At 70.6% G+C, this 26,503-nt stretch carries 20 protein-coding genes, 1 tRNA gene and 1 pseudogene; 8 read left to right on the top strand and 14 right to left on the bottom strand.

Annotated features, from left to right (window positions below):
• Nucleotide 1 precedes the first annotated feature (1 nt).
• From ACH4B3_RS15630 to ACH4B3_RS15585, 10 genes and pseudogenes are all read right to left on the bottom strand, one after another.
• On the bottom strand, nt 2–1,363 hold the full coding sequence (locus ACH4B3_RS15630; protein WP_398463368.1) for an aldehyde dehydrogenase family protein: 1,362 nt from the start codon (nt 1,361–1,363) through the stop codon (nt 2–4).
• Nucleotides 1,363–2,421: an AMP-binding protein gene (locus ACH4B3_RS15625; protein ID WP_398463367.1), complete on the bottom strand. Its 1,059-nt coding sequence runs from the start codon at nt 2,419–2,421 to the stop codon at nt 1,363–1,365. The genes ACH4B3_RS15630 and ACH4B3_RS15625 overlap by 1 nt, the downstream gene beginning before the upstream one ends.
• Nucleotides 2,422–2,720: 299 nt before the next feature.
• The gene (locus ACH4B3_RS15620; RefSeq protein ID WP_398463366.1) at nt 2,721–3,833 is read right to left on the bottom strand and encodes an NAD(P)/FAD-dependent oxidoreductase; all 1,113 of its coding nucleotides are present in this window, start codon (nt 3,831–3,833) and stop codon (nt 2,721–2,723) included.
• Nucleotides 3,830–4,798 (bottom strand): hypothetical protein, encoded by a 969-nt coding sequence (locus tag ACH4B3_RS15615; RefSeq protein WP_398463365.1) that lies wholly within the window; start codon nt 4,796–4,798, stop codon nt 3,830–3,832. Before ACH4B3_RS15615 ends, ACH4B3_RS15620 begins: the two co-directional genes overlap by 4 nt.
• A 675-nt stretch (nt 4,799–5,473) precedes the next feature.
• A complete protein-coding gene (locus ACH4B3_RS15610; protein ID WP_398463364.1) occupies nt 5,474–8,218 on the bottom strand; it encodes an AAA family ATPase in 2,745 nt (914 codons plus the stop codon).
• Between the two features lie 998 nt (nt 8,219–9,216).
• The gene (locus ACH4B3_RS15605; RefSeq protein WP_398463363.1) at nt 9,217–10,152 is read right to left on the bottom strand and encodes a MerR family transcriptional regulator; all 936 of its coding nucleotides are present in this window, start codon (nt 10,150–10,152) and stop codon (nt 9,217–9,219) included.
• 159 nt (nt 10,153–10,311) lie between these two features.
• Complete coding sequence (locus tag ACH4B3_RS15600; RefSeq protein WP_398463362.1) at nt 10,312–10,704, bottom strand: hypothetical protein; 393 nt, start codon at nt 10,702–10,704, stop codon at nt 10,312–10,314.
• Between the two features lie 320 nt (nt 10,705–11,024).
• Nucleotides 11,025–11,362: pseudogene (locus ACH4B3_RS15595) on the bottom strand (ATP-binding protein); the annotation flags it as partial.
• 68 nt (nt 11,363–11,430) lie between these two features.
• The gene (gene gyrB / locus ACH4B3_RS15590) at nt 11,431–13,455 is read right to left on the bottom strand and encodes a DNA topoisomerase (ATP-hydrolyzing) subunit B (protein WP_398463542.1); all 2,025 of its coding nucleotides are present in this window, start codon (nt 13,453–13,455) and stop codon (nt 11,431–11,433) included.
• Between the two features lie 598 nt (nt 13,456–14,053).
• Nucleotides 14,054–15,400, bottom strand: a complete 1,347-nt coding sequence (locus ACH4B3_RS15585; RefSeq protein ID WP_398463361.1) for an MFS transporter — start codon at nt 15,398–15,400, stop codon at nt 14,054–14,056.
• Between the two features lie 47 nt (nt 15,401–15,447).
• On the opposite strand from ACH4B3_RS15585, the gene ACH4B3_RS15580 reads away from it, so the two are divergent.
• Nucleotides 15,448–16,872 carry a PLP-dependent aminotransferase family protein gene (locus tag ACH4B3_RS15580; RefSeq protein ID WP_398463360.1) on the top strand — a complete coding sequence of 475 codons (1,425 nt, stop codon included), beginning with the start codon at nt 15,448–15,450 and terminating at the stop codon, nt 16,870–16,872.
• Between the two features lie 153 nt (nt 16,873–17,025).
• On the opposite strand, the gene ACH4B3_RS15575 is transcribed toward ACH4B3_RS15580, so the two are convergent.
• Nucleotides 17,026–17,781, bottom strand: coding sequence for a helix-turn-helix domain-containing protein (locus ACH4B3_RS15575; protein WP_398463359.1), 756 nt, complete (start codon nt 17,779–17,781; stop codon nt 17,026–17,028).
• Nucleotides 17,782–18,007: 226 nt separating this feature from the next.
• Here ACH4B3_RS15575 and ACH4B3_RS15570 point away from each other — a divergent pair, with 226 nt between their 5' ends.
• The 6 genes from ACH4B3_RS15570 to ACH4B3_RS15545 all read left to right on the top strand — a co-directional run bounded on the left by ACH4B3_RS15570 (nt 18,008) and on the right by ACH4B3_RS15545 (nt 23,335).
• Nucleotides 18,008–18,679, top strand: coding sequence for a DUF4097 family beta strand repeat-containing protein (locus ACH4B3_RS15570; RefSeq protein WP_398463358.1), 672 nt, complete (start codon nt 18,008–18,010; stop codon nt 18,677–18,679).
• Nucleotides 18,680–18,710: 31 nt separating this feature from the next.
• Nucleotides 18,711–19,706 (top strand): ATP-binding cassette domain-containing protein, encoded by a 996-nt coding sequence (locus ACH4B3_RS15565; protein ID WP_398463357.1) that lies wholly within the window; start codon nt 18,711–18,713, stop codon nt 19,704–19,706.
• Nucleotides 19,703–20,494 (top strand): ABC transporter permease, encoded by a 792-nt coding sequence (locus ACH4B3_RS15560; RefSeq protein WP_398463356.1) that lies wholly within the window; start codon nt 19,703–19,705, stop codon nt 20,492–20,494. The genes ACH4B3_RS15565 and ACH4B3_RS15560 overlap by 4 nt, the downstream gene beginning before the upstream one ends.
• A gap of 393 nt (nt 20,495–20,887) precedes the next feature.
• Nucleotides 20,888–21,925 (top strand): SGNH/GDSL hydrolase family protein, encoded by a 1,038-nt coding sequence (locus ACH4B3_RS15555; RefSeq protein ID WP_398463355.1) that lies wholly within the window; start codon nt 20,888–20,890, stop codon nt 21,923–21,925.
• 521 nt (nt 21,926–22,446) lie between these two features.
• The gene (locus ACH4B3_RS15550; RefSeq protein ID WP_398463354.1) at nt 22,447–22,746 is read left to right on the top strand and encodes a DUF6506 family protein; all 300 of its coding nucleotides are present in this window, start codon (nt 22,447–22,449) and stop codon (nt 22,744–22,746) included.
• Between the two features lie 310 nt (nt 22,747–23,056).
• Nucleotides 23,057–23,335, top strand: coding sequence for a tyrosine-type recombinase/integrase (locus ACH4B3_RS15545; protein ID WP_398463353.1), 279 nt, complete (start codon nt 23,057–23,059; stop codon nt 23,333–23,335).
• A gap of 70 nt (nt 23,336–23,405) precedes the next feature.
• Here the strand turns inward: ACH4B3_RS15545 and ACH4B3_RS15540 are convergent.
• A tRNA-Pro gene (locus ACH4B3_RS15540) sits at nt 23,406–23,479 on the bottom strand.
• Nucleotides 23,480–23,651: 172 nt separating this feature from the next.
• Between ACH4B3_RS15540 and ACH4B3_RS15535 the strand changes: the two genes are divergently transcribed.
• On the top strand, nt 23,652–23,945 hold the full coding sequence (locus ACH4B3_RS15535; RefSeq protein ID WP_398463352.1) for a YiaA/YiaB family inner membrane protein: 294 nt from the start codon (nt 23,652–23,654) through the stop codon (nt 23,943–23,945).
• Nucleotides 23,946–24,297: 352 nt separating this feature from the next.
• Here ACH4B3_RS15535 and ACH4B3_RS15530 read toward each other — a convergent pair whose 3' ends face one another.
• Together ACH4B3_RS15530 and ACH4B3_RS15525 are read right to left on the bottom strand one after the other, a co-directional pair.
• Nucleotides 24,298–25,251, bottom strand: a complete 954-nt coding sequence (locus tag ACH4B3_RS15530) for an alpha/beta fold hydrolase (RefSeq protein ID WP_398463351.1) — start codon at nt 25,249–25,251, stop codon at nt 24,298–24,300.
• Nucleotides 25,252–25,422: 171 nt separating this feature from the next.
• Nucleotides 25,423–26,448, bottom strand: coding sequence for a LysR family transcriptional regulator (locus ACH4B3_RS15525; RefSeq protein WP_398463350.1), 1,026 nt, complete (start codon nt 26,446–26,448; stop codon nt 25,423–25,425).
• Nucleotides 26,449–26,503 lie beyond the last annotated feature (55 nt).

Raw genomic sequence — 26,503 nt, 5'->3', positions numbered from 1 at the left:
GTCAGCAGCGGATCGTCTTGGTGCGCATGAGGAATTCGGCGAGGTAGCCGTCGTGCGGCAGCCCGTGCGCCATCCACGGTGTCGGATGGTCACCGACGTAGACGTTGGCGATGGTCGGCTCGGCCACCAGTTCCTCGATCAGCTCCGCGTCGGTGGTGACGGCGGTGAGGACGAGGGTGTCGCGCAGCGGCCGGATCCCGGCGTCGCGGTCCCACGGTGCGACCCACGCGCAGGGGAAGCCCAGCTCCATCCCGAGCTGTTCGGCGAACGGGCTGTCGAGCTGGTGCACCGCCGGCCGGAGCACCGCGGAACCGTCGCCGAGCTCGTCGACGATGCCGTCGCCGCCGAGCCACGCCCTGGTGCCCGCCGTCCGCTGGCGCAGGTACCCGTCCCACCGACGGGCGGGACCGACCGGCATCACCGGCAGGACCGCGCGGTCGTCCGTCGCGGGCAGGCTGGGCAGCGCGGCGAGGCGTTCGGCGATCGCCGCGGCCACGGGGGCGGGGTCGCCCTCGACCAGTACGCCGGTGGCGTTGACGCATCCGACGCCCGCACCACTGCTGATCGACTCCACGACGGTGTCGACGATCGGCTCCCACTCGGTCTCGGCGGTGATGAGTACCTTGGAGCGCCCGGGCCCCTGGGGCAGGATGCGCGGATCGTCCGCGTACTTGCCCACGACGTCCGCACCGCCGTACACCATGCCGAAGTCGGCGTGCCGGAGGATGTCACCGGCCACGTCGTGGTCGGTGGGCAGCAGCACGATCCCGTCGTCGCCGAAACCGGCCTCGCGCAGGGCGGTGACCAGCCGGTGCGGGGTGAACGCCTCACGGCGGGAGGGACGCACGGCGACGCGGTAGCCGAGCGCGAGGGCGTCCAGCCACCCCTGGTGCACCGCAGGGTGATTGCCCGCCGCGTGGACGGCGAACACCGCACCGCGCCGGGTCCACACCGCCGCACCGTCCCGGACCCGCGGATCGCGCCATGAGCCGACCGCGGCGGCCGGCCGCGCGTTCTCCACGCTGTGCTGGATCCGCTCGGCGGCCCGCGCGATGTCGTCGGTGGCTTGGCGCACCACCGTGATCGGTAACCCGGTGCCCATGCTGACGGTGTGCTGGTATTCCTCCGGCGTCAGTCCGGCGACCGTCTGCGTGGCGAAAGCCCGGCCCGCCCGCGCCAACGCCTCGATCCGGGTGTCGGCGGGCAGCACCGGCGCCCGGCGCAGGGCCTTCATCGCGCGGACGACGTAGAGCGAGGGTGCGAGACTCAGTGCCGCGACCGGATTGCCGGCGAGGTCTCCGATGGTCTCCCGGCGCCGGGACCGATAGGGGCCGCCGGGGCCGAGGACGTCCAGGGACAGCATCAGTACACGCCCTCGATCACCTTCGTGTCCCCGAAGGACGCCACGGGTGCGACGTCCGCGACCGCGTCACCGAAGCCGCCGTCCAGCGGTGCGATCCGGGTCGCGTAGTCCCGCTCGAGGTTGTTGACCAGCAGGGCGCTTCGGCTCAGGTGATGCACGACGATCTGCCCGCGCTCGCCGTACGGAACGACCTGGCCGGTGCCGGGGTCGATCACCCGGAACGTGGTGTACGGCGCGAAGGAGTCGAACACGCACGGCTCGTCGTCGCCGAGGCCGGGTCGCTCCACCGACGTCCCCAGCATCATCGTGCCGCCGTACCCGCCGACCATCTTGGCGTTCACGAACACCTCGTCGCGCAGCAGATCCCGGGTGTCGGCGTCCAGATGGGTACCGCCCCAGATGATCGCGCGGACCTTCCGGTTCACCAGCTCGACCAGATCGTCGTGCTGCGCCAGGCGCTCCAGCATCGGCGGGGTGCCGAAGAGGACGCCCACGTCCTGGCCGGCCAGAATGTAGCCGACCTGTTCGATGATGTGATCGGTGTAGGCCTCGGCCATGTCCGTCCGGCCCTGCGCGATCATCTTCTTCACCCATCGCGGGTCCAGGTCGATGCTGAAGTTCAGCCCGCCCCGAGCCGCCGCGGTGTCGACCGCCATCGCTCCCACATTGTGCGGTCCGGTGGGGACCGCACTGAGCCAGTCGACGTCTCGCGGTACGCCGTGGGCGTCCAGTCGCTCACTGAACCATGCGACGCTGCGCCGTTGCCATTCGGCGCTGTACGCCACCCGCTTGGGCTGCCCGGTGGTGCCGCCGCTTTCGTAGACGGCCGCCCCGTGCTCGTCACCGTAGCCCCGGGGAATCAGCTCGCGGACGCCGACATCGCGCAGTTCGTCCACCACAGGGGGGAACAGGCCGAGATCATCGAAGTCCCGGACATCGGTCAGCGGATCGAAGTCGAGCTCCTCGGCCCGTTTCAGCCAGAACGGCGACCCGGTCTCCGGACTGAAGTGCCACCGCATCATCTCCCGAACGAACTCTCCGCCCGTGTGCTCGACCATGGCTTTCCTCTCGACGTAGGTGAACGAACTTCCGGCGACGACCCGTTGGTCCGGTGGTGGGCCAGGCGACCGGGGTGTCTGCCGTACGGCGGTCCCGAGCGTCCGGTCGCGGAGCGGGCCCGCGCGGTCGGGCGGCTCGAGCCCCCGCCGGTGATCTCGAATCGCGGCACATGGAGTCCAAGCGGCGCCTGGCACGCGGCCGGGGCCCGGGCCGTACCCCGCCGACCGCCGGCGCGATCGCCGCTCCGCAGGCAGCGTTCGCCCCGGCGGTCGGTGCGGGCACGACGATCCCCGGTTCGCTACCCGGCCTCGGCCGAACCGCTGAGGCAGCGGGCGGTGGAGAGGCCGGCCGTGTCGATCCAGGACTCCTTGCCGAGCACGAGGTCCCGGATGATCTCACCGGCGGCAGGGGCCTGGCAGAGTCCCTGACCGGAGAAGCCGGCCGCGTAGAAGAACGGGCGGGAGGGATCGCGGCCGATGAAGGCCATCCCGTCCGGGCTGACATCGAGGTCGCCGCTCCACCCCTTCTCGAGGCCGCTGCCGGAGAGGGCCGGGAAGGTCGTGCCGAGGTGGTGCGACACCCGTTGCAGCCAGTCCTGCCGGGTCTCGTCCGGAGCGGGGCGGCCCATCCCGACGAGGATGCGGTCCCCCCAGCTGCGGATCCGCAGGCTGGACGGGTGCATGGTCATCGGCAAGGCCTTGCGCGGGGCGCTGCCGGGGGCGCCGGCCAGGAGCATGTCGACGGGGTACGGGGTCACGGGGACGCGCACGCCGGCCATGGCGGCGACCGTCTCCGCCCAGGGGCCTGCCGCGCAGACGATGGTGTCGGCGCGGATGCTGCCCGCGGGCGTGTGGACCCTTCCCTCCGCGTCGATACCGGTGACGGGGGTTTCCGTGCGCAGGATCGCACCGGCCTGCCGGGCGGCTGTGGCATAGCCGCGCACGATGGCGGCGGGGGTGCAGGTGTAGGCCTCGGGTGACCAGGCTGCCGCCAGGATGGTTCGCTCGTCGACCAGCGGGTTGAGCCGCGCCGCTTCGGCAGCGGTCACGAGTTCGACGTCCACGCCGGCTGCCTGCTGGGCGGCTTGGGTGTGCCGGAACTCCTGGACCTGGTGTTCGTCGGTGAACAGCACGAGCAGGCCGATGCGCTGCAAGTCGAGGTCGGTGCCGGTCCGTTCGGCGAAGGTGTGGTAGGCGGTCAGGCTCCGCACGGCGAGGCTGCTGATGAGGGCGTTGCCGGGAAAGTAGGTGCGCACCACGCCCGCAGTGGTCCCGGACGACCCCGAGCCGAGTGCGCCGCGGTCCAGCAGGACGGTACCGACGCCTGACTCGGCGAGCCGGCAGGCGATCGAGGTCCCGATGACGCCCCCGCCGACGACGACGGCGTCCGCGCGTTCGGGGAGTCCGCTCACGGCCGGCCGACCGGTTCACCGGCGGGCAGTTGGCGCAGGTGGTCTCCGGTGTCCCACGGGTACAGGTGCAGATTCCAACCGCCCAGACAGTTGACGTAGAGGGCCAGCTGGCCCGTCACACTCAGGAAGTCGTCGCGGTCGAGCTGGTCGAGGCAGGCCAGGAAGCGCTGGGTGAAACTCCAGAGCTGCTCCAGGCCGCAGTAGCCCAGAAACTCGGCCGGAATCCCGACCAGCAGGCGCGTCATGTGACGCAGGGAATCCATCGGCATGCCCTGGACGGCGGCCCGGACCAGACCGCCGTAGGTGGCATACCCCAGCGGGCGGGTCTCGCCGTTGACGAACAACAGCGTGGGCAGCACCGTCTCGAAACTACCGGCCCCGGAAGGGATCATGCCCGTGTGGAGGTCGGCGAGCTCCTTCGGTTCGGAGAGCCAGGCCCGCTCGGTCGCGGTGTACACGTCGTGGATGAGACGGCTCGCGTCGGGATCCGCGGCGGTCAACCGCGGAATACGGTGACCGCCTTCGGCGCCCGCCTTGCGGACTTCCACCAGAATCGGCTTCTTCGTCGAATAGACCGAATCCCAGATAGCCTGCCCGGCCTCCAGCAGTGCGGGCATGTCCTCCTGCCGGATCCGGCCCACCGGAGTGGCCGGCATCGGTTCGGTCAACGTGCCGTACTTGATACCCACATGCTGGAGTGCGGAGCAGAATACCGTCCCATCGGGCGCCTCACGCCGGTCCGCTATCCGCGTGGACGCGGGCACGTGCAGCAGCGACGGGATCGGCGCCGCGTGATAGAGATGCTGCCCCGCCACCAGCGCGTGCCCCTGGAGGCTCTGGTAGGGCAGCGCTTCCCACAGCGCGTCGGCGAGTTCCGCGTTGCGGCCGTCGAGTTCCGCGGTCAGGGTGATACCCAGGTCGGGCCAGGCAATCTCGATACGCCGACCGGAAAACGTTTCAGTCAAGGCTTTCCCCTTCGTCTCGGTTGACCTCTGTGGAAACTCCCTGCCATCGAGCCTTCAACGTACCGGCGATCACGCTCGCCCCTACCCCTAATCAACCCCCTATCGTGGCGGACGCCCTACCCCAGCGCGCTGTCCCTGACCGGCTCCGGCAGCAGGCTCGATGTTTCCCGCCCGTGCCGTGGGTGTCTCTTTTCGGGTGTCCTGCGCCGTTCGGCGACCGATTGACGACTTCGTAGCGGGAAATGAGGGGCGCGGCATCCGAATGCCCTGCGACCAAAAGCCTGTCACCAGCCGTTCATGCCATTCCTTTACCGACCCTTGGGAATCCTTGTACCCTTCGGGGCGCTCACCACGGGGCATGGGGCTGCGGCAGCCGCACTTCCTCGGCGCTGGGGGCGGCCGGTTCCCCGGAACGGACCGAACAGGGGCCCCTGTCTTCGCCGCGCCGGCTCCGCGATGCCGTGCGCCCCCGCCGCCCGGCCGGCGTGGTGCAGCCGGCCGGGCGGCGGGGGCGCGGTGTCCGACCGGGGCATCGGACGCGAGGTGCGGCCGCCGCTCCGCAGTGCACGGCCCCGTCCTCCGGTGGGCGCGTCCACGGCCCGATCGCCGGGTCCACCCGGCGGCGGACCAGCGGCCCGGAGCCTTCCTGCCGCCGCCGGGCCGGACGCGGAGCGCTCAGTCCGCCGGGCCCACCAGGCACAGCTCCACCGGCAGACCGGAGCGCCGGCTCACTCCGAGTTTCCGGTACACCTTGGTGAGATGCTGCTCCACCGTGCTCACCGTGATGAACAGCGTTCGTCCTATCTCGCGGTTGCTCCGCCCCTGTGCCGCCAGAGCCGCGACCTTGCGCTCGGCTTCACTGAGCGAGGCGAACCTCTGGATGCCCTTCTGCGACGCCGCGGTATCGTCCTGCGCCGCTGCGCCGCCGGAATCCTGCAGCCTCCGGTAGAGTCGCTCGGCCCCACAGATCTTGGCCATCCGCTTCGCTTGCTGCGCGCTGAGTCTGGATTCGGCGAACCGGCCGCAGGCAAGCTCGGCGTCGCTCGCGTCGGCGAGCGCAAGGGCCAGCTCGAGTCGGTCCCCGGATTCGAGTAACACCTGCACCGCGTCTCTCAACAGGGAGGCTCGGGCCGGGGGCCGCGCCGTCGCGGCCATGATCCGCAGGGAGCGACCACGCACGCGCTTGTCTTCGACGTCCGCCAACGCCAACTGATCCTCGAGCGCGGCCTTGGCGCCGAGTGGGTCGTCGAGACGCAACCACGCCTCCGCCAGGTCACTCCGCCATGGGACGAAACCCGGATGGTCGAGATCGCAGCCGGCGAGCAGTCGACCGCACGCCCGGAGATCCGCCAATGCCGCATACAGCCGGTTGTTCTCGACGTGGAAGCGCCCACGTGCATGCAGGAAGTGCAACCAGAAGGGATTCGGGTGCGCTTCGGGAAGCGCCTCCTTGATGACCGCCTCCGCTTCGTCCATGCGGCCCATGGCCGTGGTGGCGTGGACGAGACAGGACAGCGGTAACCCCAGGGCCGCGCCCCAGTTGTGTTGGGGCATCACGGTCAGGGCTCGGCGGGAGTGCCGTTCGGCGTCGACCAGGTCGCCTCTGCGCACCGCCACCAGCCCCTGGACAGCCGCGAGCATGGCCAGCCAGGCCACGGCCCGGTGCGCCTCGGCCTCCGGCCCGAGCGCCTCGCACCAGCGTTGGGCGTCGTCCAACCTGTTGTCGAAGGTCAGGACGAGCAGGGCGGACAGCACGGTGACCGGCAGAGCGTCGGCGATCCTGCAGCACTGCAGGACCTGTTCGGCGCTCTTGACGAGGTCGCTCCACGAATCGCACTCGACCGTCCGCACGGCACAACTCGCCGTGCCGGTCCCATCGGCCCGGTCCGTTCCCTTGAGGGGCACCACCCATCGGATCCACTGACGCGCGAGCGCCGACTCGGCAGCACCGGTCGGATCGAACTCACCCGCCGGCGCGGCGACCCGCTCGAGCACCGTGGCCGCCTCGTCGGCCCGGCCTTGCCAGGCGAGGAAGGTGCTGAGCGCCACGATGCCGCGGTCGGCCAGACTGCCGTCTTCGAGTGCCGTGTACAGCGGCACCAGCAGTGAGGTCACCGCGGCCGGCGTCATCAGCCACCGGACCCGTGCCAGCGACCCCATGACCTCTGCCCGCTCCCGGGCGTCACCGCAGGCTTCATGGGCGACCTCCAGAAAATCTGCCGCGCGACCCGGGTTCCCTTCGCGCATCGCCTGCCAGGCCGCGTTACGGAGGACGTCCACGGACCACTTCTCCGCGACACCCCCCGCGGCGACCAGGCGTTCGGCAACCTCCGACGGCACCGCCCCGTCGGAGTGCAGCAGCAGCGCGGTGCGCTCGTACAGTGCGGCGAGCGCCGCATCGTCGAGCCCGCTCAACGCAGCGGCCCGGGCGGCAGGGTGGCGAAACCATCCGGAGCGGAGCAGCCCCGTACCGGCGAGGGCGTTCAACGCCTCCACCACGGTCCGCTGTTCGGTGTTGAGCAGCCGTACCAGCACGGCGGCCGATGCCGGCCCACCGAGGACGGCCAAGCCACGGGCCACGTCGAGCAGGCGTGGGTCCCAGCGGTGCAGGCACGCCTCGACGGCCACCGTGAAGTGAGCCCCGATGCGCACGTCTTCCCTGGCGGTAACCGACTCGACGTCGCCGGAGTCGGGCTCGTCGAACCCGTGGCGCTGATCCTGGAACAGCGCTTGCAGGAGCAGTGGACTGCCCCCGGTCGCCGCCCGGAAGGCAGGAGCCAGCCGCTCCGCGTTCGCCTTGCCCAGACGTCGCTGCCGCAGCCAGTCGGCCACGCCGCCCAGCGTCAGTGGCTTCAGGTCCAGGAGATGGAAGTACGGCTGTTTGATGCACTCGGCCAGCACCAGTGGAGGCTTGGAGCTGAATATCCGCCACTCGGCGAACACAGCGACGACAGGACTCGAGGCAAGTCGGCGCAGGATCAGAAGGAGGGTTTGCAGACTGGCTGGATCCGCATACTGCGTGTCATCGACGGCCAGCACCAGGGGTCGGCCGCCGGCGGCTTCGCGGAGAATCCCTGCCAGTTCATCCACCGCGCAAGCGCTCAGCGATAAATCCCGGCAATCCCCTCCTCGTGCAGTCAGGAGATTTTCGAGCCGCTCCGCCACCTCGGCTTCCAGCTCGATGGAGCGGAATATCTGCCTGAGCACACCTAAGGAGTGGACTTGCTCGGAACGGGCTCCCGAAGCGCTCAGCACCAAGGCGCCCGTGTTCTTTGCGTACTCGGAGAAGCTGGACAAGAGTGTGGTTTTCCCCGCACCGCCCGGGCCTGTTATGAGGCCAACCGTTCGACCGTTCGTCGTGCACTCATCCAGCATGCGCTTCATGATATGAAGCTCGATATACCTCTCGACCAAGATCACTAAATTGCCCCCGGTCCACTTTGCATTTAGTTTAAACACTTGGCTGTATCTTCAACGTAACTTCGCCCTCGACGGGCAGTCAAGATCGCCTTACGGGACCTTGGCCCGAAGTCCGCCGATCAAGCAGGAAAGCCGAAATTCGCCCCATCACGGATCTTGTGCGCCATAACGAGATGATCACCCGGTGGGCTTTTTCGGTCAATCATTCCATTCCGCTGATATCGCACAGGCGACCGGCAATTCGTCGCGGCATCCAAGGCTTCGGCCTCCGGCGGGGCGGGGCCATGGGGCGCCGGCCCGCCAGGCACGCCGCCGGCCATCACATCGCCCACCCGGCGGCCGACCACACCACGGGGAAACGCGCACTGGGAACGGCGTGTGTTCGGCCAGCACGACGACGTACTGCCGGCGCACTTCCACCGGCATCTGGTGAGGGTGAGAAGTTCGCGCAGCCGGCCTATCTGCACCTTCCCGGTTTCGACTGGGGGCTCGCGGACCCGGACATCTTCGAGCCGTCCGCCGCAGCCGGGGGCGAGGGCGAGGGGGACTCGGGAGCCGGGGCGCCCGTGGCGCCGACTCCCACGGCACCGGCGGGTCCCGGCGCGGTGAACTTCCACCAATTACGGCGAGCAGAGCACCCAGGCGTACAACCTTTACGGCGAGCGGGGGCAGCGATGAACGACCAGAGCAGCGAGGTGTCCCGTCCGGCGGACCGCGGTACGGACCCAGTGAAGCCGCCGAGGCAGAAAACTCCAGTCGGGCCGCCACCATCGATCATGCCGGAGCTCCACCAATACGGCGATCAGTTCGTTAACGCGGCAAAGGTCGTGTCCAACTTCCCCAATGTCTCGGTCACGGGCCGGTCCCAGATGTCGCGCCCTCCTCGTCGGCAGTCCCGACTGTCTCGGTTGTCCGACGTCAACGGTCTCGGCCTGGAGTGCGTCCCCGGGAGTGACGTGGGGGCACCGTGATCAGCAGTGCGAGGGTCGGTATCCGAATTAGGCTGCCCGTATCCGCAGAGCTGCGACGGCCCAGTCGATCACCGGGGTGAGGCGTTCCGGTGTCGCCCAGTCGTTGATCAGCGCGAGCAGCCGGAGGTACTGGTCCCTGCGCGGATCGCTCGCGGCTTTCAGGCGCTGTAGCAGCCACCGGTGCAGCTCGGCGTCATCGGAGCGGCCGTGGGCGAGCGCGCAGTGGGCGGTGAGCGCCGCGACGACAGGATCGGCCTTGGGCGAGTCGGGGCTGATGCCGCGCGCCATGGCTGGCCCAACGAGATCTCGAACAACGGCGATCATGTCTGGGCGAGGTGGCGTGGGGGCGACGTCGGGCAGGGCGGCCGCGTGGTCTTCGGTCAGGCGCCGCACACTGGTGCGGAAATCCGGGTCCAGAGACAGTTCAGCCAGCTCCACCCATGCTCTGATCTGTTCGTCCGTGGGGCTGTCAGGAAGCTCGGGCGTCATGGAACGCCGAGCTGCGGCGTAGTAAGAACTGCGGTGGAGGCCTTCGAAGACGCTGTTGAGGAAGTCGTCGATCAGGCGTCGGCGTTCGGCTTCGGAGAGCGTGGCCAGCTGGTGAATGAGTTCCATCTCCTCGGGGGTGGGTTCGCGTTTGGCAGCGGCTGTCAGAACCACCCGTCGCAGTCGCAGGATGCTGATCTGCGCGTCAAGTGCGGCAGCGTGTTTGGCGGCGACTTCGCTGAGTGTGAGTTCCTGGTCCACGACCTGCCGGATCATGGCGAGGCCGAGTCCCAGTTCTCGCAGTGTTCGCACGAGGGCAAGGCGAGCGACGGCGTCCTGGGCGTAGAGCCGGTAGCCGGCGTGGGTGCGGTCGGCAGGCTCGACGATGCCCCGATCGGAGTAGAACCGGATGGTCTTGACCGTTAGCCCGGTGCGCTGGGCCAGTTCGCCGATCGAGTAGAGGGTGCCGTCGTCCATGAGCTCACCTTCCTGTCTCCCCCTGCAGGAGACTCAAGTTCGCGCTCTCGGTCTCCACTCCTGCCGCGGTTCCGAGACGGGCGCCGGGGACGTTCGGGCTGAGCGCCTCCAGCTCGCGGCGGAGTCGCTGTAGCTCGTCGTCCTTGGCGGCCAGGACGTTCAGAAGAAGCCGGTGACGCTCGGCGAGTTGACTGAACTCCACATGCGTGCGGGTGAGTTTGCTGGTAAGTCGCTGTCACACAGCCCGGTCAGCGGAGCTGCGGCGGACCTGGTGCCGGCGAGCTTGAGACACAGTGCCTTGGCCGGGTCCTCGAACCAGCAGTAGTTCGCCGCGGACAGGTGCAGGACCGACGCCTTCTTCTTCAGCAGCAGCTCGATCTGCCGGTCGGTGACCACCTTCGCCGGGCCCGGCTCGTGGTCGGCCAGTTCCTTCTCGACGGCGCGGAAGGAGGCCAGCAGCGCGTCGGCTCCCGGGCCGGCGGGCATCTGGCCCTGTTCGAACTGCCGGTATGCCTCGACGGTCCCACTGCGCTGGCTACTCGACCCGCTCACCAGTCTGCTCGCCCTGCGCCTGTGGTTCCGAGAACGTGGCCGCAGGCCGTATTCGGCGGCATGGCAGCTGGCCAGAGTCATGCGTCACCCGGACGAGCTCGTGTACCGCGTTCACGGTCACAGCCCTGACGACCCTGGAGACGTACTTCCTTGATCACGGGCTTTGTAGCCCTCGGCCCGGGCTGTGCCAGCGAGTTGAGCGTCTCTCGAAGGCCGGTCACATGCGCGGTCCAGTGGTGCCGGGCATCATGGGCACGCAGTGGCCATGATGCCCGCGACTCAAGGTCACAGTTACCTCATCCTGGGCCCCGCGAAGCCGTCCGGGTGGGCGCAGCCCAAAGCACGTAGGTGCGGACGCCGTGCAGGCCATCGGCGGCGGCTCAGGAGCCGCCGCCGGATTCTCCGCCGGTGTGGAGCTTGGTGTAGGCGATCCCGACGCCGGACAGGGTTACGGAATTCGGTGTCCACGGGGATGCCGCGGCCGTTGTCAGTGACCTCCACCGAGTCGTCGTCATGCAGGATTACCGCGATGTGATCGCAGGCTAGGGCATCATCGACGGCGTTGTCGGTGATGCCACAGGCAATACGTCAGGCCACGGCTGTCGCTGGATCCGTCCTGTGGGCGGTCGACCGTGGGCGGGGCGGGGAACGCGCTCACGCGATGCTCTCCTCGGAAACGAACGGCATGGTCGGGGCTTCGGACCGGGTCGGCCTGGGGAGGTCGGGTCAGATGTCGAGGAAGCGGACGTCCTTGGCGTTGCGCTGGATGAAGTGGCGCCGCGCTTCGACGTCCTCGCCCATCAGGACGGAGAACAGGTCGTCGGCGATGGCCGCGTCGTCGAGGGTGACCTGGCCCAGGACCCGGTGGTCGGGGTCCATGGTGGTCACGCGCAGCTCCTCGGCGTTCATCTCGCCCAGGCCCTTGAAGCGCTGGATGGAGTCGTCCCTGGTGCGGCGGCCGGCCTGCCGGCCCCGTTCGAGGAGGATGTCGCGTTCGCGGTCGGAGTAGGCGTACTCGACGTGGTCCCGGCTCCACTTGATCTTGTAGAGCGGGGGGCGGGAGAGGTGGACGTGGCCCTCTTCGATCAGCGGCCGCATGAAGCGGAAGAGGAAGGTCAGCAGCAGGGTGTTGATGTGCTGGCCGTCGACGTCCGCGTCCGCCATCAGGATGATCCTGTGATAGCGGAGCTTGGCGATGTCGAAGTCCTCGTGCACACCCGCGCCGAACGCGGAGACCATCGCCTGGATCTCCCGATTGTGGAGGATCTTGTCGATCCTGGCCTTCTCGACGTTGAGGATCTTGCCGCGGATCGGGAGGATCGCCTGGTACCGCGGGTCGCGGCCGGACTTCGCCGAACCGCCGGCGGAGTCGCCTTCGACGATGAAGATCTCGGACTGCGCGGGGTCGCCGGACTGGCAGTCGGCCAGCTTGCCCGGCAGCGCCGCGGACTCCAGCAGTCCCTTCCGGCGGGTCAGGTCGCGCGCCTTGCGGGCCGCGACCCGGGCCGAGGCCGCCTGAACGGCCTTGCGTACGATGTCGGCCGCCTCGTTCGGGTTGCGGTCGAACCAGTCGGTCAGGTGCTCGTGCACGACCCTCTGCACGAAGGTCCGCGCCTCGGTGTTGCCCAGCTTGGTCTTGGTCTGGCCCTCGAACTGCGGCTCGCCCAGCTTCACCGAGATGATCGCGGTCAGGCCCTCGCGGATGTCCTCGCCGGCGAGGTTGCCGTCCTTGTCCCGGAGCAGCTTCCTCTCCCGCGCGTAGCGGTTGACGACGGTGGTCAGCGCCGCGCGGAAGCCCTCCTCGTGGGTGCCGCCCTCATGGGTGTGGATGGCGTTGGCGTAGGAGTGGACGCTGTCGGTGTACTGGCCGTTCCACTGCATCGCGACCTCGACCGAGAGCCGCCCGGTGTCCTCGGCACTGATGGAGATCACCGAGGGGTGGACCGGCTCGCCCTTGCGGGCGTTGAGGTGGGTGACGAAGTCGGTGATGCCACCGTCATAGCGGTAGGAGACCGTCTTCGCCGCCTGCTCCTCGGCAGTGGCCGAGCCGACTGCGTCGACCGCCGTGGCACGCGCGGACGGACGTTCGTCGGTCAGGGTGAGGGTGAGCCCCCGGTTGAGGAACGCCATCTCCCGGAAACGTCCGGCCAGCGTCTCGAAGGAGTACGTGGTGGTCTCGAAGATCGCATCGTCCGCCCAGAAGGTCAGCGACGTGCCCGTCCGGGAGGTGGCCTCGCGGCGGGCGAGCGGGGCGGTGGGGGCGCCGTGCCGGTAGTCCTGGGTCCACCGGTAGCCGTCTGTCCGGATCTCCGCCGACAGCCGGGCCGACAGGGCGTTGACCACCGACAGGCCCACACCGTGCAGACCGCCGGAGACGGCATAGCCCCCGCCGCCGAACTTCCCGCCCGCGTGCAGCACGGTCAGCACGACCTCGACGGCCGGCCGTTGCTCCACCGGATGCGTCCCCACCGGAATGCCCCGGCCGTTGTCGGCCACCCGTACGCCGCCGTCGGCCAGGATCGTCACGTCGATCCGGTCGGCCACCCCGGCCAGCGCCTCGTCCACGGAGTTGTCCACGAGCTCCTGCACGAGGTGGTGCAGCCCTCGCTCGCCCGTGGAGCCGATGTACATCCCGGGCCGCTTGCGTACGGCGTCGAGACCGTCCAGGACGGTGATCGCGTTGGCGTCATAGGACGCGGCCTCGGCGTGGCCGGTCGGCTCGGATCCGGAGGGGTCGGTGTCGGTGTGAATGCCGCACGTGGTCACGGACGCTCTCTTTCGGGCATGGCGGACCGCGCTCCGGCACCACGGTGCGGAAGCGGCCGGACATCTGACGGGAACGGGGCGCGGCAGCACGAAGAGGACCCCTGAGCCCTCAGGACTCGGGGCCAGTGGCCGCCGGGACGGTTCTCAGAGTACCGAAGGCGCCGCCCGCACCCGGGGCGGGAAGATGCCCATACGCCCCTGTGACCCCCCATCACTCCACCGATCGATCCCCCCTGCGTCGCAACCCGCAAAATGCGCCAGAGAGCCACACAGCGGCATTCCTGGCGTCTTGCGGACAGGGCCGGGGACACTTTCTTCGGAGCGGCTCTCCGCGCCCGTGAGCCGCCCTGCGCCAGGCCGGCTCACGGCCCGTCGGACACCCTGCCCGGCGGAGGGCTCCGCGCCGGAGGGGCCATCCGGGAGACGGCCGCCGGTCGACGGCGGTGGCCGGCTGGGTGGCGGACCCGGTGCGGAGTGGCTCGGGTGTTCGGTGACGGTGCGGCCCGGGAGTCGGCGACCGATCCGCACGTGGTCTCCCCGCACATGGCCGCCCCGTTCACCGAGCAGCGGGCCGGAGTCCCGATCACTCAGGCGGGCACGGGCTTCCGGAGTGCGGGGCGGAACGTCGTCGCCGGCGCGGGCGCCCGGGCCGTCGACGTTCCGCACTCGTCCGCGGCGGCTCTCCGGTGGTCGTCCCAGCCTCGCCGGTCGCGGCCTCGGTCACCGCTGGAAACGGTGCACCGTCCGCCGCGGCCCGTGACTCGGTACGGCGGTCGGTCAGGACGGGTTTGAGGGCGCAGAGCATGACCGCGGCGGTCAGGGCGAAGGCCCACGGGTAGCCGGTGCCTGCCGCGAGCCAGCCGAAGGTGACGGCGCCTGCGCCCATGCCCGCGTCGTAGGCGCCGTTCCACAGGGCGCTGACGGTGCCGTACCCGGCTGCCGGCACCCGCGCGTACATCAGTGTCAACGTGGCGTTCTGCGCGATGCCGAAGCCGGCCCCGAACAGACCGACCGCGACGACGACGGCCACCGGACTGCCCGTCAGCGCCATCAGCAGCGTGCCGGAGGCCGACAACAGCAGGCCGGGGAGCAGCAGCGCGGTGGAGCCGTGCCGGTCCGAGTACCGCCCGGCGAGCCATCGAGCCGTCGTGGTCGCCGCGGGCTGCACGAACAGGGCCACGGCGATGAGAGTCGTGGCCGACCCGGGAACCGCGAGCGGCAGGAAGGTGACGACGACCCCGGCGGCCACGGCCGTGCCGGCGAACACTGCGGCGGGTCGCAGCAGTTCGGGCCTGCGCAGCCCCTCGGTCATGCGTACCGGCCGCCCGGACACCCGCAGGCGGTCGGGCAGGCCGGACACCGACGGGATCGCGGCGAGCGCGGCCACGGCCCCCACCGCGAAGACCACGCCGTGGCCCGCGTGGTCGGCCAGCCACACGCCCAGGGGCAGTGCCACCAGCGAGGGCACGCCGCCGACGATGCCGACCAGCGCCAGTCCCTCACCGCGCCGCTCGGCCGGGATGAGTGACGCCGTCAACGCGCCACCCGCGACAACGGTGAACGCGAAACCCAGGCCGCGCAGCAAGCAGACCGCGAGGATGCACCACACGTCCCGGGAGAAGACCAGCGCCATCGTCGGCGCGCCCAGCAGTCCCAGGCCGGCAGCCAGGACGACGCGGTAGCCGCACCGGTTGACCAGGGCCGGGGTGGCGATCTCGCCCACCACCGTGGCCAGCATCAGAGTGCCGGTGGTCAGCCCCGCCTGCCCGTCCCCACCGCCGTCCGCGGCGTAGCCGGGGACGACCGACAGAAGGAGGTAGAAGCTCGTCGAGGCACCCAGGATCGACACGAAGCGCAACAGCAGCGGTCGGCTCACGAGCGGCGGGCGCCGCGCGGGTTCAGAGGGGATCGAGGGGAGGGGATCGGTCATGAACGGGACGCTATGAGCCCCACCGGCCCTCGTTAAGCTCCAGTTTCATGCCTCTGGAGTGGTCCGGTTCCTCGCCCGATCTGCTGCTGCCCGTCGACCGGACCAGCAACCGCCCGCTGCGCGCGCAGCTGGAGCACGGCCTGCGGAACGCCATCCGCACCGGCCGCCTGGAGGTGGGCGAGAGACTCCCCTCGTCCCGCGAACTCGCCCGCACGCTCGGTGTCTCCCGCGGCCTGGTACAGGAGTGCTACGCCCAGCTCCTCGCCGAGGGCTACGTGGTGACCCGCCCCGGATCGGCCACCCGGGTGGCCGCAGGTTCGGCGGCGGCGTCCGTCGCCGCCCGTCCCCGGGCCGTCGCCTCCCGCCTGCTGGCCGACTTCCGGTTCGGGGTGCCGGACCTGCGGTCCTTCCCGGTTCAGGACTGGGTGTGGGCCGTGCGGGAGGCAGCGCGTGGCATGCGCACCGAGGAGTTCGACTACGGTGATCCGCGCGGCGCCGGGACCCTGCGCGAGGTCCTGGCCGGCTACCTGCGCCGGGTGCGCGCCGCCGCGGCCGATCCCGAGCACATCGTCGTCTGCAACGGCTACGCGCAGGGCCTCGGCCTCGCACTCCGTGCCCTCGCGGACGCGGGGGTGCAGAAGGTGGCGTTCGAGGATCCCGGCTCACCCGCGACCGTCACCGCGGCCGCCGGCATGGCGGGCATGCGGTCGGTCCCCGTGCCCGTCGACGAGCACGGCATCGACGTCCGGGCGCTGGCCGCCACCGACGCCCGGGCCGTCCTGGTCACCCCTGCCCACCAGTGGCCCACCGGTGTCGCCCTCGCCCCGGAACGCCGGCTCGCTCTGATCGAGTGGGCCAGGGACCGCGACGCCTTCGTCATCGAGGACGACTACGACGCCGAGTTCCGCTACGACCGCGAACCCGTCGGCGCGCTCCAGGGCCTGGAGCCCCACCGGGTCATCGGGCTGGGCACGGTCAGCAAGTCCCTCGTGCCGGCGTTGCGCATCGGGTGGATGACGTGCCCACCCGCCCTGACCGACACCCTGGCCGAGTGGAAGCACCGCAGCGACCGCGGCGCGCCCGTACTCGATCAGCACGCCCTGGCCACACTGATCGAGTCCGGGCGCTTCGACCGCCACCTGCGCCGCATGCGCGCCGGCTACGCGGCCCGCCGCACCGCCCTGCTCACCGCAGTCGCCGAACACGCCCCCGAGCTTCCGGTGACCGGCCTCGCGGCGGGCTTCCACGCCGTCGCCCACCTACCACCCCGGGCCGACGAGAACCAGGTCATCGCCGCCGCGCGCTCCCGCTCGGTCGGTCTCTACGGGATGAGCCCCTGCCGCGCCGTGCGCACCGAGACACCCGCACAACTCATCCTGGGATTCGGCAACGTCAGCGAGCGAGGCATCGCAGCGGGCATCGCCGCGGTCAGCGATCTGCTCACCCGGCCCGCGGCTGACACGTGCCGGTGACGCGCCCGAACCGCGCCGGCAGGCCGCACCCGGCGTTCCTGCCGACGGCAGGCAGAACCGGGGCCTGCACCGGGACCGTCCCGCCACCGCCGACGGACTGAAGGGCCCGGCCCCGCTGACGTCCTTCCGAGGCCGTGACCGTCAAGCGGCTGTTCAGCCGCGATCCGCAGGTGGCTCGGCGGTGCCGTCCGCCGTCGTTTCGGGTTTCGTGAAGAGGACCTCGCGGGCCTGTTCCGCGGCGCGGGCGATGCTCTCGCCGATGAAGTCGCTGAAGCGGGCGATGTTCTCGAGGCGGGTGGCGGCCGGGGTGTCGGGGCCGAGGATGCCGACGCCCTGCCGTGCGATCTCGGCGAGTTGGGCGCTGGACCGGGCGGCGGCCATCGTCGACTGGTACCAGACGTCGTTGTCCACGACGTAGCGGTCGCGGCGGCGTTCGTCGCGTTCCCGGCGGATGAGTCCCTGGCTTTCGAGGAACGCGATCGCCTTGGAGACGGAGGCCGGGCTGATCTGGAGGCGCCGGACGAGTTCGGATGCGGTGAGGCTGCCCGCGTCGGTGGTGAACAGACAGGTCAGGACCCGGGACGTCATCTTGGGCAGCCCCTGTTGCATGAAGAGGGTGGTGAACGTCTCCTCGTACTCGCGCACGGCCTCGGGATCGCGGCCGTGGGCCTGCGGGGGCGTCTGCTGCCCTCCGGTCGTGGCCTGCCTGCGCCGGTGGGTGCGGCGTTCGGCGGCGTGGTGGGCCAGGTCGGCGCGGTAGGCGACGGGGCCGCCGTTCCGCATCACCTCCCGCGTGACGGTCGAGGTAGGCCGGTCGAGGCGTCTGGCGATCTCCGCGTAGGCGAACCCGTCGGCCAGCCCCGACGCGATCTGCCGGCGTTCGGACTGGGTGAGCCTGCCTCCTGGCACCGAGATCTCCCTTCATGGTTCCTCAGATGCCCCCACTGTAGCTTTCACTCCCCATCCAATGCAACGAACGAGCAGCTGGCGTTGCGTTAAATTTCGAACCGTTGCAACGATTGCAAGGCGTTGACCTGCATAATTCTTAGATGTACGCAACGAATTCGTTGCTCAATCCGCAAAGGCAACGTAGCTTTTGCGATGTCGGAAACACCACCGAGCACAGGAGAGCACGATGCAGAAGTTCGACACCCCCACCCCGGTCACCGCCGTCGTCGACGTCCCCGCCGGGCGCATCCAGTTCATCGCCGCGGACCGGGCCGACACCACCGTCGAGGTCCTGCCCGCCAACCCCTCCAAGAGCCGCGACGCGCAGGCGGCACAGCGGACCCAGGTCGCCTACGACGACGGGGTGCTGCGGATCACGGCCCCGGAGGCGAACAGCGAGCTCTTCGGCTCGTCCGGCTCCGTCGAGGTGACCGTCCAACTGCCCGCCGGTTCCCACGTCGAGGTGAAGGCGTCCTGCACCGAACTGCGGGGGGTCGGACGACTCGGCGATGTCGCCCACGACAGCGCGCTGGGCCCGGTCAAGCTCGACGAGACCGCGAGCGCCCGCCTCAACCTCCAGGCCGGCGACATCTCGATCGGCCGCCTGGGCGGGGACAGCGAGATCAGCACCCAGCACGGCGACCTGAACATCGCCGAGGCCGTGCGCGGCACCATCACCCTGCGCACCGAGAAGGGCGATGTCTCCATCGGCGCCGCCCGCGGCGTCTCCGCCACCCTGGACGCCGGCACCGGCTACGGCCGGATCCACAACGCGCTCAAGAACACCGATGGCGCCGCCACCGACCTGACCATCCACGCGACCACCGCCTACGGCGACATCACCGCCCGCAGCCTCTGACCGCCCACGGCCTCCCAAGGGAGCACTCCTCATGACCGACTTGGCCATCGCGGCGAACGGACTGCACAAGTCCTACGGCGACAAGACCGTCCTCGACGGCGTCGACCTGGCCGTCCCCGAGGGAACGATCTTCTCCCTGCTCGGCCCGAACGGCGCCGGCAAGACCACCGCCGTCAAGATCCTCTCCACCCTGATCGGCGCCGATGACGGCGTTAGCCGGGTCGGTGGCCACGACCTGGCCGCCGATCCACAGGCGGTGCGGGCCTCGATCGGCGTCACCGGGCAGTTCTCCGCCGTCGACGGCCTGATCACCGGCGAGGAGAACATGCTCCTCATGGCGGACCTGCACCACCTGTCCAAGCGCGAGGGGCGGCGCACCGCCGCCGAACTGCTGGAGCGCTTCGACCTGGTGGAAGCCGCGAAGAAGCCCGCTTCCACCTACTCCGGCGGCATGAAGCGCCGCCTCGACATCGCCATGACCCTGGTCGGCAACCCGCGGATCATCTTCCTCGACGAGCCCACCACCGGCCTCGACCCGCGCTCCCGCCACAACATGTGGCAGATCATCCGCGAACTGGTCTCGGGCGGCGTCACCGTCTTCCTCACCACCCAGTACCTGGAGGAAGCCGACCAACTCGCCGACCGCATCGCCGTCCTCAACGACGGGAAGATCGCCGCCGAGGGCACCGCCGAGGAGCTGAAGCGGCTCGTCCCGGGTGGGCACGTGCGGCTGCGGTTCGCCGACCCGGCCGCCTACCGGTCCGCCGCCTCCACCCTGCGCGAGGCCACCCTCCCCCACACTTCCGGCCTCACTCGAACAGGGGGCGCCTCCGACGACGAGGCGCTGGCGCTGCAGATCCCCTGCGGCGGCAGCCAGCGCGAACTGCGCGCCATCCTCGACTGGCTGGACTCCACCGGCATCGAGGCCGACGGACTGACCGTGCACACCCCTGACCTCGACGACGTGTTCTTCGCCCTCACCGGCGGCACCGCCGTCCCCACCCAGCTCAAGGAAGTCGCCCGATGAGTTCCCTCTCCCTCGCCCTGCGTGACTCCTCCACGATGCTGCGCCGCAACCTCCTGCACGCGCGGCGCTACCCGTCCCTCACCCTGAACCTGCTGCTCACGCCGGTCATGCTGTTGCTGCTCTTCGTCTACATCTTCGGCGACACGATGAGCGCGGGCATCGGCGGCGGTGGCGCCGACCGCTCCGAGTACATCGCCTACATCGTCCCGGGCATCCTGCTGATGACCATCGGCGGCACCGTGGTCGGGACCGCGGTGTCCGTCTCCAACGACATGACCGAGGGCATCATCGCCCGCTTCCGCACGATGGCGATCCACCGCGGCTCGGTGCTCGTCGGGCACGTCGTCGGCAGCGTGCTGCAGTCGGTGATGAGCGTGGTCGTCCTGGGCGCCGTCGCCGTGGCCATCGGCTTCAGGTCCACGGACGCCACCGCCCCGGAGTGGCTGGCGGCGTTCGGGCTGCTCGTGCTCTTCGCCATGGCGCTCACCTGGATCGCGGTCGGCATGGGCCTGGTCAGCCCGAACGCGGAGGCCGCCAGCAACAACGCGATGCCGATGATCCTGCTGCCGCTCTTCTCCAGCGCATTCGTCCCGGTCGACACCATGCCCGGCTGGTTCCAACCGATAGCCGAGTACCAGCCGTTCACGCCCGCCATCGAAACCCTCCGGGGCCTGCTCCTCGGCAGCGAGATCGGCCACAACGGGTGGCTCGCGGTCGCCTGGTGCCTGGGGCTCGCGGTCCTCGGCTACTTCTGGTCGATGTCGACGTTCAACCGCGACCCGAAGTGACCCCCAGCACAGCGCGGGCCGCCGCCCGCCCTCGTCCGGCCGAGGGCGGCGTGACGTCCCCCGCTCCCAGAGGGGGTCGTCGAACTCGACGGGCTCGTCCGGGCCCTCGGCGTTCAGTACCGGGCGGATGCGTCCGTGCCGGTCATGACGGGCCCAGAGGGCAACGAGTGCCGCGTCCACCGGCCCCGGCCCCCCTTCGCGCGCGCGATAGTAGCAGGCCGAGCCAAGGTCGATACGAAAGATCCAACCAATTAGCCCGATCGAGTGATGGCGGACCGTTTCGCCGGACAGGGCAGGGTGACGGCGCGGACGATCTCCGCTGAGGTGCGTTCCGCCCCGCCGGGCGTCGTGTTCCGGCTGCCCGGACGTCTTCACACTGATCCCGGAGGATCCATGCGACACCCTGTCTTCCGCCCGCGCACGCGAGCCCTGGCTGTCGGGCTCGCGCTCGCCGCGGCCACGCTCTTACCCTCCGGCTCCGCCGGCGCGGCCGACCAGTACGAGTGGGCCGCGCTCGGTGACTCGTTCACCGCCGGCGTCTTCGTCGGCGACCCGACGCCCCCGCTGGGGGATCCGTCGCAGGACGGCTGCGCCCGGACCAGCGACTCCTACCCCAGCGTGGTCGAGCGGGAACTCGCCGAGTCCCCGCTGAGCAAGAAGGTCCACCTGACCAACGTCGCCTGCAGCAGCGCCGTCATAGCGAACATCGCCAAGGTCAAGCAGACGCCGATCAGCCCGGTCCAGACCCCTCCCGGCGGCTGGCCCGCGGTGGACACGCAGATCAAGCGGGCCGGGCTCGACGAGGACACCGACGTCGTCACCATCGCCATCGGCGGCAACAGCCTGCCCTTCGGCGACATCTTCCCCAAGTGCCTTGAGCTGGGCGCGATCGACAAGTCCTGCCGCGAGTACTTCACCAACCCGCCCGAGGGGGTGGAGAGCGTCCGGGAGAGGCTCGCCCGGGTCCAGGACGAGTACACCGAGATGCTGGCCGCGGTACACCGGGCCGCGCCCAACGCCAAGGTGATCAGCGTCGGCTACCCGGCCATCATGCCGGCCAAGGCCAGTGCCTGCGACCGCGGGTCCCTCACCGAACTCGACACCGTCACCCACGCCGACATCGACTGGCTTCGTGACGACGTCCTCAAGGCTGTGAACAAGAGGATCCAGCGGGCCACGTCGTCCTTCGGCGACCGCTTCGTCAACGTCTACCCCTCCAGCGAGGGCCACGACGTGTGTCAGCCCGCGGGCACCAAGTGGATGGAAGGAATCTGCGGCGACGCCGCGGACTACTGGCCCACCACCTTCCCCGGCACGTCGGTGGACTGCGGTCCCATCGGCAAGCGCGCCACGATGATCCACCCCAACACCGCGGGACACGCCAACACCGCGGTCCAGGTGGAGCGAGCGATCCGCAGCGCCCTCCGCTGACCCATCGGCCCGAACCCCGAGCCGGAGCCCGGCCCCCGGCCGACGGCTCCGGCGACGGGGCGTCCACGCGGTCACGCCGAGTCCGTGACGGCCATGGGTTCGCGGTCGGGCGGGCCGGCGCTCCGCGTGCGGAATCGCCTGCTCCGACACCGCCTCGTACGCACTGACGTACCGCCCGGCCGACACCGGATCATGCACGACCTCCATGCCCGGCCCGGCCCACCGCCCCTCGCCGCTGACGTGGTGCGGGATCACGTTTCCTCGTCCATGCGAATCGAGTGGCAGCTGTACGAGCTGGACTCGGGTGAACTGGTGCGCTGCTCACCGAAAGACGACTCATGGCGCGTCGTCGAGCACCCAGTCGGCTGACTCGCCTGGTCACCAGCCACACAGCCCGAGGTCGGATGGCGCGGGCATTCGGAGTGCGGCGCAGATCACTCGCGGATCGTCTCCGATCCATGCCGTTCCCGGCCTCACTCTGCTTGGCTGGTGGCTCTGACGATCACAGGAGGTCGATACGTATGGCGCTCACACACTGGGGGTTCATCTACACGGCGGACGGCAGCGCGGCTGGTGGCGATGTCAGCATCGTGGACACCGGTATGTGCCGCAGTGTGTTCGTCGGGGTGGAGAAGCCCGAGGAAAGCATCGAAGCCGCGCGCCGCCTGGTGAGTGAGGGCGTGCAACTGATCGAACTGTGCGGCGGGTTCGGGCCGGTATGGGCCGGGCGTGTCATCGAGGCGATCGACGGCGCGGTTCCCGTGGGCGCGGTTGGCTATGGGCCCGAAGCGGTCGATCAGGTGCACGCGATTTTCTCCTGACGGTGCCAGCTCCTTCACTCCGACAGGGACCGGAGCCAGAGCCGGATGGCTACGACTGTGACGGTGCCGTGAAAGATGCAGGCCCTTTTGTGACATGGGAGCTGTCCCGGCAGACGACTCCCGGCCCCGGCGGACTCATCGACAAGGGCACCAAGGACAAGCGCCGGCGGACGGTACCGCTGATCCTCGAGATCCGGGAGCTCGTCGCCCACCGCCTGGACGTCGTGGGTCGCGACCCCATGGCCCGCCTCTTCACCGGCCCCCGGGGCGGTCGACCGCGGTTCTGCGGGACGCGACCCATTGGGACGAGGTGGTCGTCAAGCTGGGTTATGAGCACCTGCGTCGGCACGATCTCCGGCACACCGGACTGACCTGGATGGCCGATGCCGGCGTCCCGCCGCATGTGCTCCGGAAGATCGCCGGGCACGGGTCGCCGACCACGACGCAGCGCTATCTGCACCCGGACCGTCGCTCGATCGAGCTGGCCGGGGCCGCGCTCTCCGCCCACCTGGCGGCCGGCCGGAAGGCCGCTGGTCCCAAAGTGGCCCCAGAGGAAGCCCCGAAGCGGCATCTCCGACTCGTGCGCTGAGCCCGGCCGGAGAAACGCAAAAGCCCGCTGAGCTGGAGCCTTACGCTCCGCCAGCGGGCTTTTCGCACCGTCGGGACGACAGGATTTGAACCTGCGACCCCTTGACCCCCAGTCAAGTGCGCTACCAAGCTGCGCCACGTCCCGGTGCTTGTTCGGTTCGGGGTTTGTTTCCCCTCGCCGACCGCGCATGAGAACAATACCGCACTTCAGGGGGTGGTCGCCTCCACCTTGAGGACAGCGGGGGCGCCACGGGGCTCAGGGCGGGGTGAGTAGGAGTACTCATGCACGGGCGTCACCGGTCGAGCACGCTACGCACATGACGACTCCATCCATCCAGCGGCCGACGACCACGGCGTTCTTCATCCAGGCGGCGGTCTCGTTCGGGATCTCCCTGGCGGCGGTGGCCTACGGCATCGCCAAGCTGCCCCTGGGCACCTGGGAGCGGGGTTTCCTCGCGCTCGGGCTGATCTTCGTCGTGACGTCGAGCTTCACGCTCGCCAAGTGCGTCCGGGACCGGCAGGAGGTCCAGGAGGTGACCAACCGGGTGGACAAGGCCCGGATCGACAAGCTGCTGATCGAGCAGGACGTGTTCAAGCCGGGGAGCATCTGAGCCAGCGGCCGGGAAACGGCCGGAGGGGGGTGACGGGCCCGAGGTGGTGACGGGCCCGAGGGGGTGACGGGCCCGAGGGGCCGTGAGCCCGAGGGGGGCGGCCGGGCCGGCCGGGAGGGGAGGCCGGCCGGGCGCGCCTCGCCCGGCCGGGCGGGCGGGGCCGCGGCACGCCCCGGGGCGGGCGCGGGTCGGGCCGGGAGCGAGGGCCCGGCACCCTGAGGGCCGGGTGTGAGGGCCCGGCACGCTGAGGCCGGGAGCCGCGGCCCGGCGCGCAGGGCCAGGCCGCGTCATACCTGCGGGAGCGGGGTCACGCGCGCCGGGGGCGGGGGGCCGGCGCGGCGGGCCGCGGGGGTCAGGCGGGGCGTGCGGCGTGGGCGTCGAGCCAGGCCAGCAGGTCCTGCTGCACCTCGTCGCGGTTGGTCTCGTTGAGGATCTCGTGCCGTGCCCCGGGGTAGCTCTTCCAGCTGAGGTTCCGGGTGCCGATGTACCGGAAGTCCTCCAGCAGTTCGTAGACCAGGGTCATCCGCTGGTTGCAGGGGTCCTCGGTGCCGACGGCGATGTGCACCGGCAGGTGGGCGGGGATGCGGGCCTGGTTCCTGGGGTCGTTGATCTTCCGCACGGCGCGCACCCAGTCGAGTGACAGGCCCGCGCTGAAGGGGAAGCCGCAGGCGGCGTCGGCCGCGTAGAGGCCGACCTCGGTGGAGTCCCGGGACAGCCATTCGAACCCGGTGCCGAACTCGTAGGGGTCGTTGAAGGACGCGAAGAGGGACGGGACGAAGGTGGACAGCGCGTCCCGGCCCCGGTCGGTGATCTCCCGCTCGATGTGCGCGGAGATCTCCTCGATCTCCGCGCCGGGCAGGGTGCGGAAGGTCCCGGACAGCACCAGTCCGGCCAGTTCGTCCCCGTACTCCTGGGCGCAGTCACGGGCCAGCATCGAGCCCATGCTGTGGCCGAAGAGGATGAGCGGGACGTCGGGGTGGTCGGTCCGCGCCCGGTGCCCGATGGCGCGCAGGTCGGCGACCATGGCGCGCCAGCTGTCGTCGTCGCCGACGATTCCGTAGCCGCCGGTGCTCTCCGCGGTGCCGCCGTGGCCCCGGTGGTCGGAGGCGACGACGAGGTAGCCGTGGTCGGCGAGGAAGCCGGCGAAGCGGCCGTACCGGCGGGCGTGCTCGGCGGCCCCGTGGGCGATCTGGATTATGGCGCGCGGCTGCCCGCTCTCCGGCAGCCAGGTGTACGTGGCGACGCGCGCGCCGTCCGGGGCGTGGAAGTGGTCGGTGCGGTGGGGGGTCGTTCCGGTGGCGGGCATGCCGTGTCGTCTCCTGGGACCGTCGGGATGATGTCGGTGATGCGGTGCTGGTCGGGTGGGCTGGGATGCGGGCTGCCGGAAGCACACTCTCCCTTTGCTCGCCTGATAAGCCAAGAGCGGGCGCGTCGCGGTGCCGGGAGCGGGGGCCCGGGCCGGGCCGGTTGGGGTGCCTCAGTCGTCGGAGCGGGTGAGACCGAGCAGGTCCCGGGCCGGGCCGGCGGGGCGTCGGCCGGCGGGCCAGACGGCGCGCAGGTCGCGCCGGAGGGACACGCCGCCGACGGGGACCTCCACCAGCCGCCGGGCGGCCAGCTCCTCGCGGACCGCGAGTCTGCTGAGCACCGCCGGGCCCGCCCCGCTCACCGCGGCGGCCTTGACCGCGGTGGTGGAGGCGAGTTCGAGCAGCGGGGCGGCGAGACCGCCGTGCGCGGCGAGGGCCGCGTCGAGGACCTGCCGGGTGCCGGAGCCGCGTTCGCGGAGGACCAGCGGGGTCGCGGCGAGCTCGGCGGGGTCGATCGGTGTCCGTCGGCGCGCCCACCGGTGGTCCGGGGCGACGACCACCACGAGCCGGTCGTGGCCGATCACGGCGGTGTCCAGTCCGTGCGGCACGTCCAGGCCCTCGACGAAGCCGAGGTCCGCCTCCGCGGCGAGGAGCTGGGCGGCGACCGCCGCCGAGTTGCCGGCCAGCAGGGACACCGCGGTGTCCGGGCGCAGCGTGCGCAGGGTGATCAGCCAGCCGGGCATCAGGTACTCGGCGATGGTCATGCTGGCGGCGACCCGCAGGCGGGAGTCACGGCGGCCGCGGAGGGCGTGTACCCCGGCGTCGAACGCCTCGGCCGCCTCGACGACGCGCCGGGCCCAGTCGGTCACCAGCGTGCCCGCTTCGGTGAGCCGCGAGCCGCGGGGTGAGCGGTCCACGAGCGGGACGCCGAGCATCCGTTCCATGGAGCGGATGCGGTTGCTGGCGGCGGGCTGGGTGATGCCGAGTTCGCGGGCCGCGCGGCCCAGGCTGCCGAGGCGGGCGACGCCGAGGAGGAGTTCCAGTGCCCCGAGGTCGGGGACCCGGTGGGCGAGCGGGGCGGCGGAAGGTGTGCGGCCGGGGGCCTCCGCGGGGGCGGGGGGCCCGGTGGCGGGCTCCGGGGGCTTGGCTGCCGCCGGGGGGCCGGCCGTCTCCGGGGTCTCATGGTGCGCCGTGCTCATAACGTCAGCTTATGTGCTCATAGGGGAATGATCCCTGGTGGGGCGCCCCGCGAGG

This window comes from Streptomyces sp. NPDC018031, from assembly GCF_044327625.1.
Taxonomy (GTDB): domain Bacteria; phylum Actinomycetota; class Actinomycetes; order Streptomycetales; family Streptomycetaceae; genus Streptomyces.
This window is presented reverse-complemented; position numbering and strand designations above follow the sequence as displayed.